This window comes from Psychrobacillus sp. OK032, assembly GCF_900111345.1.
Lineage (GTDB): Bacteria > Bacillota > Bacilli > Bacillales_A > Planococcaceae > Psychrobacillus.
In genome coordinates, this window is the sequence record NZ_FOGY01000001.1 from 334,713 (window position 1) to 351,326 (window position 16,614).

15 protein-coding genes are annotated in these 16,614 nt (G+C 36.8%); 9 read left to right on the forward strand and 6 right to left on the reverse strand.

Translation table 11 applies throughout. From position 1 onward, the window contains the following. Positions 1–28: 28 nt before the first annotated feature. Positions 29–586: a peptide deformylase gene (def, locus tag BMZ04_RS01655; RefSeq protein WP_093264177.1), complete on the forward strand. Its 558-nt coding sequence runs from the start codon at positions 29–31 to the stop codon at positions 584–586. Between the two features lie 65 nt (positions 587–651). On the opposite strand, the gene BMZ04_RS01660 is transcribed toward def, so the two are convergent. After that, complete coding sequence (locus BMZ04_RS01660) at positions 652–1,584, reverse strand: carbohydrate kinase family protein (protein WP_093264180.1); 933 nt, start codon at positions 1,582–1,584, stop codon at positions 652–654. A 10-nt stretch (positions 1,585–1,594) separates the two neighbouring features. Next, on the reverse strand, positions 1,595–2,368 hold the full coding sequence (locus BMZ04_RS01665; RefSeq protein ID WP_093264183.1) for a Cof-type HAD-IIB family hydrolase: 774 nt from the start codon (positions 2,366–2,368) through the stop codon (positions 1,595–1,597). 281 nt (positions 2,369–2,649) lie between these two features. On the opposite strand from BMZ04_RS01665, the gene BMZ04_RS01670 reads away from it, so the two are divergent. Then, positions 2,650–2,859, forward strand: a complete 210-nt coding sequence (locus tag BMZ04_RS01670) for a DNA-dependent RNA polymerase subunit epsilon (RefSeq protein WP_093264186.1) — start codon at positions 2,650–2,652, stop codon at positions 2,857–2,859. A 3-nt stretch (positions 2,860–2,862) separates the two neighbouring features. Continuing rightward, on the forward strand, positions 2,863–4,530 hold the full coding sequence (gene rnjA, locus BMZ04_RS01675; RefSeq protein ID WP_093264189.1) for a ribonuclease J1: 1,668 nt from the start codon (positions 2,863–2,865) through the stop codon (positions 4,528–4,530). Positions 4,531–4,583: 53 nt separating this feature from the next. On the opposite strand, the gene BMZ04_RS01680 is transcribed toward rnjA, so the two are convergent. Together BMZ04_RS01680 and BMZ04_RS01685 are read right to left on the reverse strand one after the other, a co-directional pair. After that, positions 4,584–5,243 (reverse strand): potassium channel family protein, encoded by a 660-nt coding sequence (locus tag BMZ04_RS01680; protein ID WP_093264192.1) that lies wholly within the window; start codon positions 5,241–5,243, stop codon positions 4,584–4,586. A gap of 83 nt (positions 5,244–5,326) precedes the next feature. After that, complete coding sequence (locus BMZ04_RS01685; protein WP_143128254.1) at positions 5,327–5,815, reverse strand: TlpA family protein disulfide reductase; 489 nt, start codon at positions 5,813–5,815, stop codon at positions 5,327–5,329. 120 nt (positions 5,816–5,935) lie between these two features. Between BMZ04_RS01685 and BMZ04_RS01690 the strand changes: the two genes are divergently transcribed. The 6 genes from BMZ04_RS01690 to BMZ04_RS01715 all read left to right on the forward strand — a co-directional run bounded on the left by BMZ04_RS01690 (position 5,936) and on the right by BMZ04_RS01715 (position 12,015). Continuing rightward, positions 5,936–6,478 carry a helix-turn-helix domain-containing protein gene (locus BMZ04_RS01690; RefSeq protein ID WP_093264200.1) on the forward strand — a complete coding sequence of 181 codons (543 nt, stop codon included), beginning with the start codon at positions 5,936–5,938 and terminating at the stop codon, positions 6,476–6,478. A gap of 422 nt (positions 6,479–6,900) precedes the next feature. Further along, complete coding sequence (locus BMZ04_RS01695) at positions 6,901–8,007, forward strand: ABC transporter ATP-binding protein (RefSeq protein WP_093264204.1); 1,107 nt, start codon at positions 6,901–6,903, stop codon at positions 8,005–8,007. Continuing rightward, positions 7,997–8,821 carry an ABC transporter permease gene (locus BMZ04_RS01700; protein WP_093264208.1) on the forward strand — a complete coding sequence of 275 codons (825 nt, stop codon included), beginning with the start codon at positions 7,997–7,999 and terminating at the stop codon, positions 8,819–8,821. Before BMZ04_RS01695 ends, BMZ04_RS01700 begins: the two co-directional genes overlap by 11 nt. Further along, positions 8,805–9,608, forward strand: a complete 804-nt coding sequence (locus BMZ04_RS01705) for an ABC transporter permease (protein WP_093264211.1) — start codon at positions 8,805–8,807, stop codon at positions 9,606–9,608. Before BMZ04_RS01700 ends, BMZ04_RS01705 begins: the two co-directional genes overlap by 17 nt. Then, entirely contained in the window at positions 9,605–10,678 is a 1,074-nt protein-coding gene (locus BMZ04_RS01710; RefSeq protein WP_093264214.1) for an ABC transporter substrate-binding protein, read from the forward strand. Before BMZ04_RS01705 ends, BMZ04_RS01710 begins: the two co-directional genes overlap by 4 nt. A 149-nt stretch (positions 10,679–10,827) precedes the next feature. Then, positions 10,828–12,015 carry an MFS transporter gene (locus tag BMZ04_RS01715; protein WP_093264218.1) on the forward strand — a complete coding sequence of 396 codons (1,188 nt, stop codon included), beginning with the start codon at positions 10,828–10,830 and terminating at the stop codon, positions 12,013–12,015. 251 nt (positions 12,016–12,266) lie between these two features. On the opposite strand, the gene BMZ04_RS01720 is transcribed toward BMZ04_RS01715, so the two are convergent. After that, positions 12,267–14,867 (reverse strand): VWA domain-containing protein, encoded by a 2,601-nt coding sequence (locus BMZ04_RS01720; RefSeq protein WP_093264222.1) that lies wholly within the window; start codon positions 14,865–14,867, stop codon positions 12,267–12,269. After that, positions 14,851–16,608 carry a vWA domain-containing protein gene (locus tag BMZ04_RS01725; RefSeq protein ID WP_093264226.1) on the reverse strand — a complete coding sequence of 586 codons (1,758 nt, stop codon included), beginning with the start codon at positions 16,606–16,608 and terminating at the stop codon, positions 14,851–14,853. Before BMZ04_RS01725 ends, BMZ04_RS01720 begins: the two co-directional genes overlap by 17 nt. Positions 16,609–16,614 lie beyond the last annotated feature (6 nt).

The window sequence follows — 16,614 nt, forward strand, 5'->3', positions numbered from 1 at the left end:
ACTTGTACAGTGTGAAAGGACGATAAAGATGATTTTAATGAAAGATATTGTAAGAGACGGTCATCCGGCACTACGTAAAAAAACACCAGAAATGACTTTTCCTTTATCAGAAGTTGATATACAGCTTGCGAATGATTTATTGGAATATGTGATCAATAGTCAAGATGATAAAATGGTGGAGATGTATAAATTACGTCCTGGAATAGGGCTTGCTGCTCCCCAAGTGAACGCCGAAAAGAGGATGTTCGCGGTCCATATTCCTAACACAGAGGATGGGGACGTTAGCTTTGTTGCAGTTAACCCAAAAATAATTAGCCATTCGGTTGAGAACACTTACATCAATTCTGGTGAAGGTTGTCTTTCTGTAGACGAAGTGATTGAGGGTTATGTTCCAAGACACGCACGAATTACCGTAACTGGCTTTTATCCAGATGGTACACCATTTAAAAAACGGTTAAAAGGCTTAGTAGCAATTGCATTTCAACATGAGCTAGACCATTTAAATGGAATTATGTTTTATGACCATATTAATAAAGTAAATCCATACGCAGAAATACCAAATTCCGTTCCGTATGACCGTGTGTAATAACAAAAGCGCAAAGTCCTAAGCAAAAAGCCTGTGTTACTCAAAAAAGTAACACAGGCTTTTTGTTATAACTCAGCTGCTCTAGGCATTGCAGAAAGAGCTCCCGGTTTTGTTGCACAAATTGCTCCGAGTCTGTTGCCAAATGAGACATAGTCAATCCACTCTTCTTTTGTATTAGGTTTTCCATTCATATTTATTTTTGAAAGGATACCTGCCATAAAAGCATCCCCGGCACCAGTTGTATCTACTGGGATCACCTTTTTCACTTCTACATGGATTGTCTCGTCATCGATTACAATATATGTACCTTCTGCTCCAACTGTAATAAGGACGATTGGAATTTGAAAATCACGAAGTTTGCGAATCCCTTCTTCTCTTGTCTTTGTTTCAGTTAAAAAGAAAAGCTCCTCTTCTGTTAACTTTAAAATATCTACTTGATGAAAAAAGGAACTAATGATTTTTCTGCAAAGTTCTTCACTTTCCCATCTTAGTGGACGAATATTTGCATCGAAAGATAACAGCACATGAGATTTTTCCATTTGATTTACTATATCCCGAGTCGTCTGACGTGCCGTGGGATGAAATAATGTACCCGAACAAAAATGAAAAATAGAAGCTTGTTGAAAAACTTCCTGTTTCAATGTAGAAAAATTCACTTGTAAATCGGGTGTTTCATCAACATATGTATGGAAGTGCCGGTCATTATTTTCCGTTAAATGCACATACACTCCACTTACCCGTTTTTCTGGTACGATTTGAGCGAAAGTTAAATCTACTCCTTCTGCTATTAACTCACTTCTTACAAATTCTGACGTTTCATCGTCTCCTGAAACTGTTATAAAAGAGGAAGACGCCCCTAATCTAGCAACGCCGGCTGCTACATTTACCGTCGCCCCACCTAAATACTTTGTAAATTGTTTATTTGTTTGATCATCTGCAATATAGTCTACAAACACATCTCCATATATCAGTACAAACTTTTTTGTTAATTCGTTCATAATAACTCCTCTAGATTAATTGTAATTTTTTCATGGCATTCACTAAGCCATTTTCTGAAACATGCTCCGTGACAAATGTCGCGCATCTTTTTAATTCTTCTACCGCGTTACCCATTGCAACGCCAGTACCTACATATTCGAGCATCTCTATATCATTAAAACCGTCACCAAAGGCAATGGCATCGTCTGGAGTTTTATTCAAATGGCGCAGTAATAATTCAATTCCTTTTGCTTTTGAAACACCTTGTGGAAGGACATCACAAGATATGCGATGCCAACGAACAAACTTTAAGTTTGGAAAAGCTTTTTCGTATTCTTTTTGTACTTCCATATTGCAAAAGATGAGCGCTTGGTGAATATCATTTGTTAAAAAGAAGTTTTCTTCCGTTCTAGGCAAGGCAATTTTCAAGGAAGAGATGCTTTCGTATACATCATCGTGATCTGGGACATTCGATACAAATTCTACATCATCCATATAAACTAATGGTTGATCTCTTTCCATCGCAAAATCAGTGAGATGTTGTAGTTCCATTGTATCAATAATTCCTTTATGAATAATCTCACCTTGGAACTGTACGATTTGACCATTGTAGCATATGAACGAATCTATTTTAAGTTGCTCTAAAATAGATTTTGCGGTAAATGGAGCTCTCCCAGTTGAAATAACAATTTCATGTCCATTTTCTCTTGCTTGTTGAATAGCTTCAACAACACCTATCGGAATATTTTTATCACTATCTAAAATTGTTCCATCAATATCAAAAAATAAAACTTTATTTACCATTAAAAAAACTCCTATCCGCAATGTTAATTATTTGACTTTTCAGTTAGAATCCTTTACACATTTCCATTTTTCGTATATAATATATTGTAAGGAGTGAGTTACCATGTTGAAACGTCTAAGAAGGAAATGGTTAAGACGACTCGGTGGAATGCTCAGAAATAAAACGATCGCATAAATTACTTGCCCTTCTAAAAATGGAGGGCTTTTCTTTATTTTAAAGAAGTAGCGTGATAATATAAAGAGAATTGATTTATTTTGAACGTGAAAAAGGAGAGTATAATATGATTTATAAAGTTTATTATCAAGAAAATGCATTAGAAGTATCAGTTCGCGAAAACACAAAGAGTTTATATGTAGAGGCTGAATCTGAGCGTGAAGTACGTTCAATTCTAAAAGATCGCAAATATAATATCGAACTAATTCAATTGCTTGAAGGTAATCACTTAGAGTACGAACAAGCAAGCCCGAATTATAAAGTAGAGAAGAGATAACTTATGAAATTTGTAAAAAATGATCAAACTGCTGTTTTCGCCCTCGGCGGACTAGGTGAAATCGGCAAAAATACGTACGGCGTTCAATTTCAAGATGAGATTATTTTAATAGACGCAGGGATTAAGTTTCCAGAAGATGATCTATTAGGTATTGATTATGTTATTCCAGATTACACGTATCTAGTGAAAAATGTGGATAAGATTAAAGGTTTATTTATCACACACGGCCACGAAGATCATATCGGTGGTATTCCTTATTTATTGAAACAACTGAATGTTCCAGTATATGGTGGAAAACTTGCATTAGGTTTACTTCGCAATAAGTTAGAAGAACATGGCTTACTTCGTCAAACAAAAATGCATGTGATTGAAGAAGAGGACGTAGTAAAATTTAGAAAAACGGCAGTTAGTTTTTTCAGAACTACACATAGTATTCCGGATGCATTTGGAATCGTAGTCAAAACTCCACCGGGTAACATCGTTCACACAGGTGATTTTAAATTTGATTTTACACCAGTTGGGGAGCCTGCTAACTTAACAAAAATGGCTGAAATCGGTCGTGACGGGGTTCTTTGCTTACTATCAGATAGTACAAATGCTGAAATTCCAAATTTCACAATGTCTGAACGTAAAGTCGGCGAAAGTATGGATTCTATTTTCCGTAAAGTAAATGGTCGCATTATTTTCGCTACGTTTGCATCCAACATTCATAGACTACAACAAGTAACCGATTCGGCTGTACAACACAACCGCAAAATCGCTGTTTTTGGTCGAAGTATGGATAACGCGATTACAATTGGTCGTGAGCTTGGATATATTACGGCGCCTAAAGAAACATTTGTTGATGCAAGTGCGTTAAATCGATTACCTGCCAATGAAGTATTAATATTATGTACAGGCAGTCAAGGTGAGCCAATGGCAGCTCTTTCACGAATTGCTAACGGTACTCATCGTCAAATCCAAATTCAACCTGGTGATACGGTAGTATTTTCTTCTTCACCGATTCCAGGAAATAGAGCAAGTGTCAATCGTACTATTAACTTACTATTCCGCGCAGGAGCAGAAGTAATTCATGGTTCACTCAATAATATTCATACATCTGGTCACGGTTCTCAAGAAGAACAAAAACTGATGTTACGATTAATGAAACCAAAATTCTTTATGCCGATTCACGGAGAGTACCGTATGTTAAAAATCCATACAGAACTTGCTGTAGACTGTGATGTGCATCCTGATCATACATTCATTATGGAAAACGGAGATGTGCTAGCTTTAAGTGCGAATGAAGCTCATGTTGCTGGACGAATTCCATCAGGAGATGTTTATATTGACGGTAGTGGTATTGGAGATATTGGAAATATTGTTCTTCGAGATCGTCGAATTCTTTCGGAAGAAGGATTAGTAATTGTCGTTGTTAGTGCAGATATGGAAAGAAAGAAAATTGTTTCTGGTCCTGATATCATTTCACGTGGATTTGTGTACATGCGTGAATCTGGTACAATGATAAATGAAGCCCAACAAATGTTAAACAAACATTTACGTTTTACGCTACAAGATAAACCAGCGGAGTGGGCTGAATTGAAAAATGAAATTACCGATGTTCTAAGCCCTTATTTATACGAAAAAACAAAACGTCGTCCAATGATCTTACCGATTATTATGGAAGTATAAACGTTTTATAAACATAACAAAATGCCAGAGGGAGTTGCTCCCTCTGGCATTTTTTATGATAAAACTTTCTTTTCAAATCGGTTAATATCGACATCTGCACCAATCATAATAAGTACATCATTTAACTGAAGCTTCTCATCAGCAGGTGGTGATACATTGATATTATTTCCCCGTTTAATAGCTACGATATTAATTCCGTATCTTGCTCGAATATCTAAGTCAACTAATGATTTTCCGGCAATCTTTTCGTTCACTTTAATTTCCATAATCGAATGCTCATCAGAAAGTTCTAAGTAATCAAGTACATTTTGCGACAGGATATTATTCGCGATACGAATTCCCATATCTCGTTCAGGATGCACAACTTGATCTGCACCAATTTTGCGCAACACTTTTTCATGATAATCATTTTGTGCTTTTACAGTAATTTTCTTTACACCAATTTCTTTTAACATAAGCGTTGTTAATATGCTTGATTGGATATCGTCACCAATTGCAACAATTACATGCTCAAAATTTCGAATACCAAGGGATTTTAACACTGCTTCATCTGTTGTATCTGCCACTACTGACTGTGTTGCAATTGTAGCAAATTCGTCTACTCGTTCTGATGCTTTATCAATGGCCATTACATCTGCACCTTGATCAATTAACTCTCGAACGATACTTCCTCCAAATCGTCCTAAACCAATTACTACAAATTCTTTTTGCATAATAGTGCCTCCTGCTTACAAATCGGATGCACTTAGTTTAACATACTGTTCCAAAAATTAGATACTTCAATAACCCATTCCATTTACTGATCTTTCATTAGAAGTACTAACCTTTTTTCTAGCATTCTAAAACCACTCTCGCCAGATTGTATATGGCGAAGCAATCCTTTCTTATCAAACAGATAAAAAGATGGAACAATTCTATTTTGGAATCTATCTGATACAACTAAATCATGATCTAGGTATATTGAATTAGTCATATTCATTCGTTTAGCTTTCTGCTTTATTAAAGTTTTATCAACATCTTCTTTGGTGATTGGCATATGGATCCCAACTAACTGAAATTTGTCGCCATATGTCTTTTTCCATCTATTTATAATCCCGTAAGTATTCTCACATAAATGGCAACTAACTGACCAAAAATGTACTAATAAGGGTACTTCCCCAATTAATTTTTCTTTTGTTACACTTCCGTTCAACCATTCCATGTCACTTGAAAACTCTGGTAACTCCTCTCTTAATCGCAAATAATCCTCCCCTTTTTCCTTTTTGTCCATAGCTAGTATATGCATTGTTATAAAAACCGCAAAGGACAAAACGAACTTTTTTTGAATTTATTCAAATAAGTTGTTAAAGTAAACATAAAGTTGTGTTAAAATAAACTTTGTTTTTCTCGAAGGAGGAGAATAATATTGCAAATCGGAAAAAAGATTAAACGTTTACGACTGAAGAAAGGTTTAACACAAGAAGAATTAGGGGAAAGAACTGATTTAAGCAAGGGATTTATATCCCAGCTAGAAAGGGATATTAACTCCCCTTCTATTGAAACACTTTTTTCTATTTTAAATGTACTTGGTTCTAAACCTAAAGACTTTTTTGATGACGAACAAGTGCGGACAAAAGTCGTTTTCGAAAAAGAAGAACAAAAGATTTACGTAGACGATGATAAAAACTATCAACTACACTGGCTCATCTCTGAGTCCAATGAAAATGAAATGGAACCAGTCCTCATCACACTAGGTCAAAACGGTCAATTCAAACAATTTGAACCTTCCCTTTCAGAAACGTTTATATATGTTTTACAAGGTCGCGTCGAATTAATACTTGGCAAGCAGCAATACTTTGCTTCAAAGGGAGAATCTCTCTACTTCGAAGCAGCAGATCATCATCTATTGAAAAATGCTTCAGACTATGAAACGCAAGTAATCTATGTTGTAACAAATTCCTATTTATAAGAAATGCAGAAAGTACCTATCATATGTAAACAGTCTAAGTTCGCGACATAGTGGTAATCCTGCGGAGGAGTAAGACGATAAGATTCCACTGGGATTTCCGCTACAGGGCGGACGCTTTCCGCGGGGTGAGCGATGAGCCATCACCGCCGCTAACGCATACGTTGTGATGTCTAATCTGTCTCAACAGAGGAAAGAAGGCTAAGTTCGCCACGTCCTTGCTCCCGCGCAAGCTCGTCGCAAAAGAACTTTTGCGGCAACGATTGCATGACCCACATCCTGTGGGCACAGGCGCCTTCGCGACCAACATCCTGTTGGCCTCCGCTGGAGTCGCCGCCCTTCCGCTCCAATCAAAAGACTAAAACTAGACTAATACTAGGTAATGTATCAATGTTTTCTTACAATACACATATTGGAGGTATATTATGTTAGAGACACCTATCATTCGTTTTGAGAATGTCACAAAATATTATGATGCAGAAACAACCGTATTAACGGATATTAACTTTGAATTAGAGCGTGGCAAATTCTATACACTACTTGGTCCATCTGGTTGTGGAAAAACGACTATTTTACGATTAATCGCAGGATTTATGCAACCTTCTGGCGGAAATATTTATTTTAATGGAAAGTTAATTAATAATGTTCCTGCAAATGAACGCCAAGTAAATACAGTATTCCAAGACTATGCGCTATTCCCTCACTTAAATGTGTTTGAAAATGTAGCTTTTGGTCTTCGTATTAAAAAACTAGGAAAAAAAGAGATTCAAGAAAAAGTATTAGAAGCACTAAAATTTGTAAATTTATCAGGTTATGAAAATAGAGAAATAGCGGAAATGTCTGGTGGTCAAAGACAGCGTGTAGCAATTGCTCGAGCAATCGTTAATGATCCTGAAATTATTTTACTTGATGAGCCCCTTTCTGCTTTGGACTTAAAGCTCCGTTCGGAAATGCAATACGAGCTTCGTGAGCTTCAACAACGATTAGGCAAAACGTTTATCTTTGTTACGCATGACCAAGAAGAAGCCTTGGCTATGTCCGATGAAATTTTCGTGCTCAATGCAGGTAATATTGAACAAAGTGGAACACCAATGGACATTTACGATGAACCGATCAATCGATTTGTTGCAGATTTTATTGGAGAATCCAACATTGTTTCTGGCACGATGGTTGCCGATTTCCGCGTACGAATTGGCGGAAAGGAATTTGAATGTGTCGACCAAGGGCTAAATCCAAACGAAAATATCGATATAGTGATACGTCCAGAAGATTTAGAAATTACCTCTGTCGAAAAAGGGAAAATGAAAGTAAAAGTAGATACTCAATTATTTAGAGGTGTTCACTATGAACTTTCTACATACGATGACGAAGGAAATGAATGGCTAGTCCACTCAACGAAAAAAGCAGAAGTTGGCGCATTTATTGGGCTAGATTTTGATCCAGAAGCAATTCATGTTATGCGCCTAAATGAAACTGAAGAAGAATTTGATAAGCGACTAGAGTCTTACGGAGAAGACGCATATGCAAACTAAAAATACTAAAACGTTTTATTTAATACCGTATTTTGCTTGGATTTTATTATTTGTCATTGCACCTATTGCTTTGATTGCTTATTACTCACTCTTCGATTTAAGCGGAAATTTTACGCTAGACAATTATAAAAACTTCTTCACTTCTATTTATTTAAAGTTAACAATAAGCTCTTTTTGGTACGCATTTCTTATTACGGTCTTTTCTTTAATTGTTGCATACCCAACAGCTTATTTGCTGACAAAAACAAAGCATAAACAATTGTGGCTGTTATTAATCATTATTCCATCGTGGATTAACTTGTTGTTAAAAACGTATGCATTCATTGGAATTTTTGGGTTATACGGTCCGATTAACGCCTTTTTAAATGTGTTTGGTTTTGGGGAAACACAAATTCTATTTACAGACTTTAGTTTCATTTTTGTCTCAGTTTATATTTTTATACCATTTATGATTTTGCCTATCTTTAATGCACTAGATAAATTGAATCCATCGTTAATTGATGCGAGTAGAGATTTAGGTGCATCTAGTTGGACAACTTTTACAAAAGTTATTTTTCCATTAACGACAAATGGGGTAAAAGCTGGGATTCAAGCGGTGTTTATCCCTTCCCTTTCCTTATTCATGATTACTCGATTAATCGCTGGGAATAAAGTAATTACCCTAGGTACAGCTATTGAGCAACAATTTTTAGTTACGCAAAACTGGGGAATGGGTTCAACCATTGCCGTATTCTTAATCATATTTATGATTATTGTCATGATCATTACTGGTCAACGAGATAAGGGGGCTACTTCTAATGGAAAGAACTGGTAACGCAGCGAAAATTTATCTAACCCTTATTTTCATTATCTTATATGCCCCAATATTATATTTGATCTTTTATTCATTCAATAGTGGTGGCAGCATGAATAATTTTGAATCGTTTACTTGGGAACATTATAGTGCTGTATTTTCCGATACTCGACTGATCATGATTCTGATCAACACTGTCATCGTTGCACTTCTCTCTGCTTTAATCGCAACGATCATCGGAGTATTTGGTTCGATTGGAATTGTGTATATGCGCAACAAGTCTATACGAAATTCTTTATTATCTTTAAACAATGTGTTAATCGTTAGTCCTGATGTTGTGATTGGGGCTTCGTTCTTAATCTTATTTACAATGATTGGTGTTAAGTTAGGATTTGCATCCGTATTGATCTCGCATATTGCCTTTAGTATTCCGATTGTTGTATTAATGGTGTTGCCGAAGTTGCAGGAGATGAATAGCTCTTTAATAGATGCAGCGGCAGATCTTGGTGCGACAAAAGGAGAAATTTTAAGAAGAGTCATTATACCTTTTATTAAACCTGGGATTTTTGCAGGGTTCTTCATGGCACTTACGTATTCACTTGATGATTTTGCCGTTACTTTCTTTGTAACAGGAAATGGATTTAGTACGTTATCTGTGGAAATTTACTCGATGGCACGTGCTGGTATTACATTAACGATCAATGCATTATCTGGAATTATCTTTATCGTGACATTGCTTCTTGTAGTAGGCTATTACTTTATTAGCCAAAGAGGGAAAAACCCTGTAGGAATGGGGGTGAGAAAATGAAAGACATTATAAGAGCAGCCGTTGCAATTATTGTGGTATGTATCGCTTTGTTTTTTGTAAATGACTATTTGAATAAAAGTTCAGGTAAAGCAAGTAGTGATACGGTAACAATTTTCAACTGGGGAGAATATATTGACCCGGATTTACTCGCACAATTTGAAGAACAATCAGGATATCGTGTTGTCTACGAAACATTCGATTCAAACGAAGCGATGATGACGAAAATTGAACAAGGTGGAACTTCGTATGATATTGCCGTTCCATCTGAGTATGCGATTGAAAAAATGAAAGAAAATGAATTACTCCTACCAATTGATCACTCGAAGATTCCAAATTTAGAAAATATCGACCCTTACTTTTTAGATTTATCATTTGATCCAAAAAACGAGTTTTCTATTCCGTATTTTTGGGGAACGGTAGGAATTGTATATAACCCTTCTTTACTTGACGGTCAAACATTCAAAAGCTGGGATGCTCTTTGGGATCCATCTTTAAAAGGACAGGTATTATTAGTCGATAGTGCCCGCGAAGTGATTGGGATGGGTTTAAACAGCTTAGGTTATTCATTAAACTCAACGAATGAAAACGAATTAGCCGAAGCTTCTGCTAAGTTAAGTAAACTAACTCCTAACGTCAAAGCAATCATAGGAGATGAAGTCACCCAGCTTATGGTCAATGAAGAGGCTCCTGTAGCCCTAACATGGTCCGGTCAAGCAGCTGACATGATGTGGGAAAACGAAGAGCTAGACTATGCTGTTCCAGAAGAAGGCTCTAACTTTTTCTTCGATAATATGGTGATTCCAAAAACCGCAGCGAATGTAGATGGAGCGCATGCCTTTATAAACTTTATGCTAGATGCGGAAGTCGCTGCACAAAATGCGGATTATGTTGGATATTCTATTCCAAATGCAGCAGCGATCGAATTAATGGATGAAGAAGTAACATCAGATGAACGTTTTTATCCTTCCGAAGAAGTCAGAGATAATTTAGAAGTATACAATAATCTAGGTTTTGAAATGCTTGGAGTTTATAACGAGTTATTTTTAAAGTTTAAAATGAGTTCTAACTAATAAATAGAGTCGCCTATTGCAGGTGGCTCTATTTCCTGTTTTCCAAATTAACAATTAATAATTATTCGTGTTCCGAAAGTTTTTATTCTCACCCGAATATGGTAGAATCGATAGACGCATACTAAGTAATTTAAGAAAGCAGGAATCATATGGCGAAAAAATCATCTAATTTTGCTCTTTATATATTAATGTTTAATATGTTTATCGCGATGGCAGGCATAGGACTGGTTATTCCCGTCATGCCACAGTATTTAGAAACGTTTGGTGTAGCAGGCCAAGCTTTAGGATTCATTATTGCATCATTTGCATTAGGACAATTTTTATTTTCACCATTAGCAGGTGATCTATCCGATACATTTGGACGAAAAAAAATGATTATTGTTGGATTAATTGTATTTTCTGCTTCCCAATTATGGTTCGGTTTGGCAACACACGAATGGATGTTGTATGCCGCACGATTTATAAGCGGTATTGGTGGAGCATTTTTAATCCCAGCGACGATGGCTTTTGTAGCCGATATTACTACTATTGAAGAACGTGGAAAAGGGATGGGCTTTCTTGGTGCCTCGATGTCTTTAGGATTCATGATAGGACCGGCAATAGGTGGTTTTTTGGCGAAAGTAAGTTTAACTTTTCCTTTCTATATGGCTGCCCTTGCAGCAATTCTTTCTGCTATAATTTCTTTTATCATTTTACCTGATGTCAAAAATGCGATTTCTGAAAATCCTTTAGAAGTAAAAAAACGAGAAAATATACTTATTCAAATGAGAAACTCGATAAAAACTCCCTATTTTATGATGCTCGTTATTATTTTCGTGTTTTCGTTCGGGATTGCAAACTTTCAAACAACATTTTCTTTATACGTTGATCATAAGTATAATTACACTCCGCAAGATATTGCCATTGTTTTAACGGTTGGAGGGTTTGCCGGTGTTATTGTACAAACTTTAATTGTCAATAGACTATTTAAACGGTTCGGTGAATTGAATGTAATATTATTCAGCCTAGTTGGTGCAGCATTATCCTTATTAGCATTTTTCTTAGTGGATAGTTTCGCGCTAGTATTGTTAGTAGCTACTCTATTCTCTACTGCAACTACTTTAATTCGCCCTGCTGTTAATACAGTTGTCTCAAAGCTAGCTGGCAACGAACAAGGATTTGCCGCCGGTATGAATAATGCGTATATGAGTTTAGGAAATATGGTTGGTCCAGCGCTTGCAGGAATGTTCTTTGATATTAATATTAACTTTCCATTTGTTATTGGAGCCGTTATTTTATTATGCTCATGGGGCATCACTATTGGGTGGATTAAGAAGAAAAATCCAGTTATTGTTTAAATTTCATGTATTAGATGAATCAAGCGAGAAGAAAAGTGAAGAGTTCACTTTTCTCCTCGCTTATTTATTTTCCTTAAAATATTTGTAAGCAATTGGAGAGATTATCCGAGCATATTAAGTTCTTATCTCAGCATAAACCAATGCCATACGAGCAATAACCCGCCCCATCCGAACATTAAATCATTTCCTACTTCCAATAACAGAAAACACCCGAAGAAATGTTATTCATTGTCCTCGGGTGTTATTATTTACTACCTTTGCTTTTTTCCTTTAACTAATTTTTCTACATTACTTGTACCAACAGTGGTCTCTACATTCTTCTTTTCCTTGCTATTTCTATTAAAAGGTGCGAATAATTGATTAAAACCAAATCTACGTATCGTAATATCGATGAAAAATAAAACTATCGCAGCGAAAATAAGCATTTGCTGTATTGATTGTCTTTCCGAGCTTTTTAAATCAATTGGACGAAATACTCCGGATGCGTCCGTAAGCATTTTACCACCTGCTCGGTTCGCAATCATTTCTAACTTATTTGTATTTGGCTTTTGTACTTTATATTCTTCACTATATGGAATGGAAATACCTGCTTGATATACTGCATCTTGCTCATTAGAAACACGGAAAAATACAAGACCTGGATCGCTTTCCACTGTTACACGTGATTTGCCTGGTGCAAGTGGTTCGGATGAAACAGGGAGTTCTTCCCCTTTTTCATTTACCGCAGCTATTTCCAGGAAAGAGGATTTCCCTGATGGATCCGTTACTGTATAACTACCATCACTAGCTTTTTGAATAGTAAAAGGGACTTCGCTATACGCTGGTAATAGGCGTGAGACCGCTGTGTTCCAAAAGTCTCCCCAATGGTTCCATCTAGCAAAATCACCGCTCCACGCCCCTGTAGAATCGGAAGTGAAAGCCATTGTTCTTCCTAGCCCATACATCCACTCTGCAAGTACTGGATCTTCTTTTTCACTTTCGGCAATAATCGATGCAGTTTGTTTCGGTGTCGTCGCAATATAGGCGTTCATTTGCGGCACCCCATCTGTAAACAAACTCGTCCAAGTTGCATCTCCGTAAATAGTCGGATAGAATGGATTATCCTCAATATAGGTTCGAGAAATCATCGCTGTTTCTGTAGACATGATGGCTGGAATAGTCGATTCATCAACTACATCGTAAAATGTTCCTCCGCCCATTTCAGCTAAACTTTCTAATAGGGCTCTATCCGCATCTTGCCCGACTGCTACAGTTGAAACGGTGATTAAATCTTTTGCCCCTTCTTCGATTAATGTTTGGTAATCGCCACTGGAAGCAGATTGTCCATCCGTCAATAAAATGACGTGCTTACGCTGTAACTTTAATGGAGCTAAGTTTTCATAAGCTAATGCTAAACTCGAGTAGATTTCCGTTCCACCTCCTACTCCAACGGATAATATAGTGTCTACTGCTTCTTGTTTATCCGAAAGAGGAGCCGTTTCCATTATTTCCCACGGACGGTCGTCAAATGCGATAAATCCAAGTGTATCCCCTTCTCGAAGCAATTCGACTGAACGAGCTGCTGCTTCTTTTGCATATTCGAATTTGGAACCACTCATACTGCCCGAACGATCCATCACGATGACTAAACCGAGCGATGGCATCTGGTGTTTTCCTTTAATTTCCATCTCAACAGGTAATAATTTTTCGATAGGCGTTTTAAAGTATCCACCTAACCCAAAACTATTTGTTCCGCCGACCATCATAAAACCGACACCGAAGTTTTTCACCGCTTGTTCAATGACCGTCATTTTTTGTTCCCCTACGACATGACCAGGAACATTATCAAAAATGATCGCATCATAGCGTAAATAATTCGATAAATCAAACGGCAGTGCACTTGCATCCATAACGTCCGTTTGAATAGCCGCTTGATCAATAACGGTTGGAATATTAGAGCGGTTTCCATCATGTGTTACGACTAATAGATTAGGAGAACTTTCAACATTTGTTACACTTGTTAGTTTGTTGTTCTCGATTAATCCATCCCCGCTTACGACAACTTGGACTTCATATTTTAATAGCCCTTCTCCAGTGGATGCATTTCGAAACGTAAAACTATTCGATCCTTGTTCTAGTGTAATTTGCTCACGAGATAATAATTGATCGTTTTCATAAAGCAATAATTCACCGGTTGTATTAGTAGTCGCTTCTAATTGAACATTTAGTTGTTGTTGCTCCCCGTCAAATGCAATGGGGGGTGTTTCGAACGAGGTAATCGCAACATCTTCCGAAGACACTCGTTCGAGTTGCACGACATCAATCGTTACGTTTCCACCAGCAATTTTCAAAAGCTCATCTTGTACCGATCCACTCGTTTCTAATCCATCCGTGAAAAGGACGATTCTTGTCGCTTTCGATGGTTCTACAATCCCAGTCGCAAGTTGCAATGCTCTTGCTATATCCGTGTTACCTGGAGCTTTCATCGGTGTAAAAACGGGTAAATTTACTTCCCCGGCTGTTAAAGCAACTTCTGATTGAAAGTCTTCCGCAAATGTATATACACCTACAAGCTGTGTATTTTTACGCGAAGATAAGCTTTGTTCGATAAACGAAGTCACTTGATTGTCCGTTCCTTGTACAGAAGCGGAACGATCGACTAAGAAAAGTACTTGTTCTTCTTTTATAGGTAATAAAAGATAAGGATTGGTCAAACCCAAAGCTAAGCAAAAGATAGCAAGTAACCGAAGAAAAAAGACAACTTTTCCTTCTTTTCGAAAACCTTTCTTCTCTTTTTTCCATGTCCATATAAAATACATAACAATTGGAACTAATAACAATAGCCAAAGTGGTTGGTCAACTCGTAAATCCACGTCGTCTTTGCACCTCCCACTCTATGACAAATAATATCAATAATACTAGTAATATATATGGAACAAATGAATGTTGGGAATAATTTTCGCTCATTTCTATTTGCTCGCCACTTACTTTGTACGTCTTTCCTTTTCCTATTTCTTTCTCTTTTTGAGATAAAGTAACGGAAAAGTTTTTTTCGACATCATTGGAACGAAGTACGTATAATCCTGGTTTCTTCGGTGCGATAAATGCTCCACCATTACTGATTGAATATTGATAAGAATCCTCCATCGTGTAAATTTCCCATTCATTCGTAGTACTTCCTAGCGATTGAGGACTTCTTTCATTTGGAGTAAATGTACCTAAATACGTATTTCCTGCAGATAGCTGTTCCTTCACGCTCCACATAAATAACGGAAAAGATGGATGAAGTGGCCAATCGGTCATTTGGATATCCGCTAACACGACAATATCTCCACGAGGAGAAACTTGAATAAATGGATGATTCCCCACCGTTGCTATCGTTGTATAATCCTGAATTTCAGGATAAACACTACTCACATAAATATCCGATAAATTAGCGAAAGAAAAAAGCGCGTGTTCAGTTGTTTGTACAATACCATTTACCTCCACCGCATTTACATCGTTTCTTCCAATGAAAAGGTGAGGACGGTCTAGTTGATCTAAAAGTCCAAATTGATTCGTAACAACAATACCTTCTTCTGCTAGTAATCCTATTTGTTCGGTCGGTACACTGCTCACATCAATATCCATTGATTGAAATGCAGTCCTTACTAGCGCATGTAACCCACTATCGATAAACACCGTCGATAATTGATCCTGCATAAATACAGTCATCGTATTGTCTAATACATATCCGTCTTTCGCATCTAAAGATGCCTTTAAAAAAGAAGATTCCGTTAATTCATCAAAAGATAAGGTAATCGTCTCATTTGGAGGTATCGTAACGTCTTCTTTTAAAAGATTCTTTTGTTCATTCGCTAACGATAATGCTGTTATTTGCTCTTTGTTGGATTGATTTTCTAATTGAATTAATACAGAAATGCCAGTGTTCGTTTTGGTGGCACCAAATCGTTTAATCGATAAGTTTGCTACTTCAGAGGTTAGCCCTTCCAAATGCCAAGTTACATTTTCATATTGCAAGGGGAGTTCCTGCCGATCTAATACATCTGTGAAAATATAAACAGAAGTTGCTTTTTGCTGAAAAAATGATTGGGCAAAATCTAATGATTTCGACATATTTTCCTCTTCATAGCTGACTTCCAGTTTATCAATCTCACTTTTTATTTGATCGATATTCGTTTCCGCACGGACTACTACAGTCGGTTCATTGCCAGTTGTTATTATGGTGAGCGGCTTGCCTGATAAGCTTTCTGTAAGTTGTAGCATTTGTTTTTTATGTGTGTCAAAAAGGGTTGTTTCATTCGTTTGTACTTCCATCGTTGCAGAAGTATCTACGATAAACACAATCTGCTCCCCGGCTAACGCCTTCGTTTTCCAAAAAGGTTGAAGTAAAGCTAAAACAAGTAAAATCATTGCTATCATTTGTAAATAAAATAAAGCATTTCGCTGCAAATGCTGTAAATAAGGTGACGCTTTCGTTTCTCTCATCACTTCTTGCCAAAAAAGTGTAGAGGAAACAGGTTGCTTTGTATATTTTTTTCGGAAGAAATAATAAAGTAATACAGCAATCGGAAAAATAGCTGTCCATAAAAATTGTAGTTGATTAAAACCCAAGTAATC

Bases quoted from the DNA above. Each gene is read 5' to 3' on its own strand.
- BMZ04_RS01695 (WP_093264204.1), top strand. From the start codon at position 6,901: ATGTTAGAGACACCTATCATTCGTTTTGAGAATGTCACAAAATATTAT.
- rnjA (WP_093264189.1), top strand. From the start codon at position 2,863: ATGAAATTTGTAAAAAATGATCAAACTGCTGTTTTCGCCCTCGGCGGA.
- BMZ04_RS01700 (WP_093264208.1), top strand. From the start codon at position 7,997: ATGCAAACTAAAAATACTAAAACGTTTTATTTAATACCGTATTTTGCT.
- BMZ04_RS01665 (WP_093264183.1), bottom strand. From the start codon at position 2,368: ATGGTAAATAAAGTTTTATTTTTTGATATTGATGGAACAATTTTAGAT.
- BMZ04_RS01660 (WP_093264180.1), bottom strand. From the start codon at position 1,584: ATGAACGAATTAACAAAAAAGTTTGTACTGATATATGGAGATGTGTTT.
- BMZ04_RS01670 (WP_093264186.1), top strand. From the start codon at position 2,650: ATGATTTATAAAGTTTATTATCAAGAAAATGCATTAGAAGTATCAGTT.
- def (WP_093264177.1), top strand. From the start codon at position 29: ATGATTTTAATGAAAGATATTGTAAGAGACGGTCATCCGGCACTACGT.
- BMZ04_RS01705 (WP_093264211.1), top strand. From the start codon at position 8,805: ATGGAAAGAACTGGTAACGCAGCGAAAATTTATCTAACCCTTATTTTC.
- BMZ04_RS01680 (WP_093264192.1), bottom strand. From the start codon at position 5,243: ATGCAAAAAGAATTTGTAGTAATTGGTTTAGGACGATTTGGAGGAAGT.
- BMZ04_RS01710 (WP_093264214.1), top strand. From the start codon at position 9,605: ATGAAAGACATTATAAGAGCAGCCGTTGCAATTATTGTGGTATGTATC.
- BMZ04_RS01685 (WP_143128254.1), bottom strand. From the start codon at position 5,815: ATGCATATACTAGCTATGGACAAAAAGGAAAAAGGGGAGGATTATTTG.
- BMZ04_RS01715 (WP_093264218.1), top strand. From the start codon at position 10,828: ATGGCGAAAAAATCATCTAATTTTGCTCTTTATATATTAATGTTTAAT.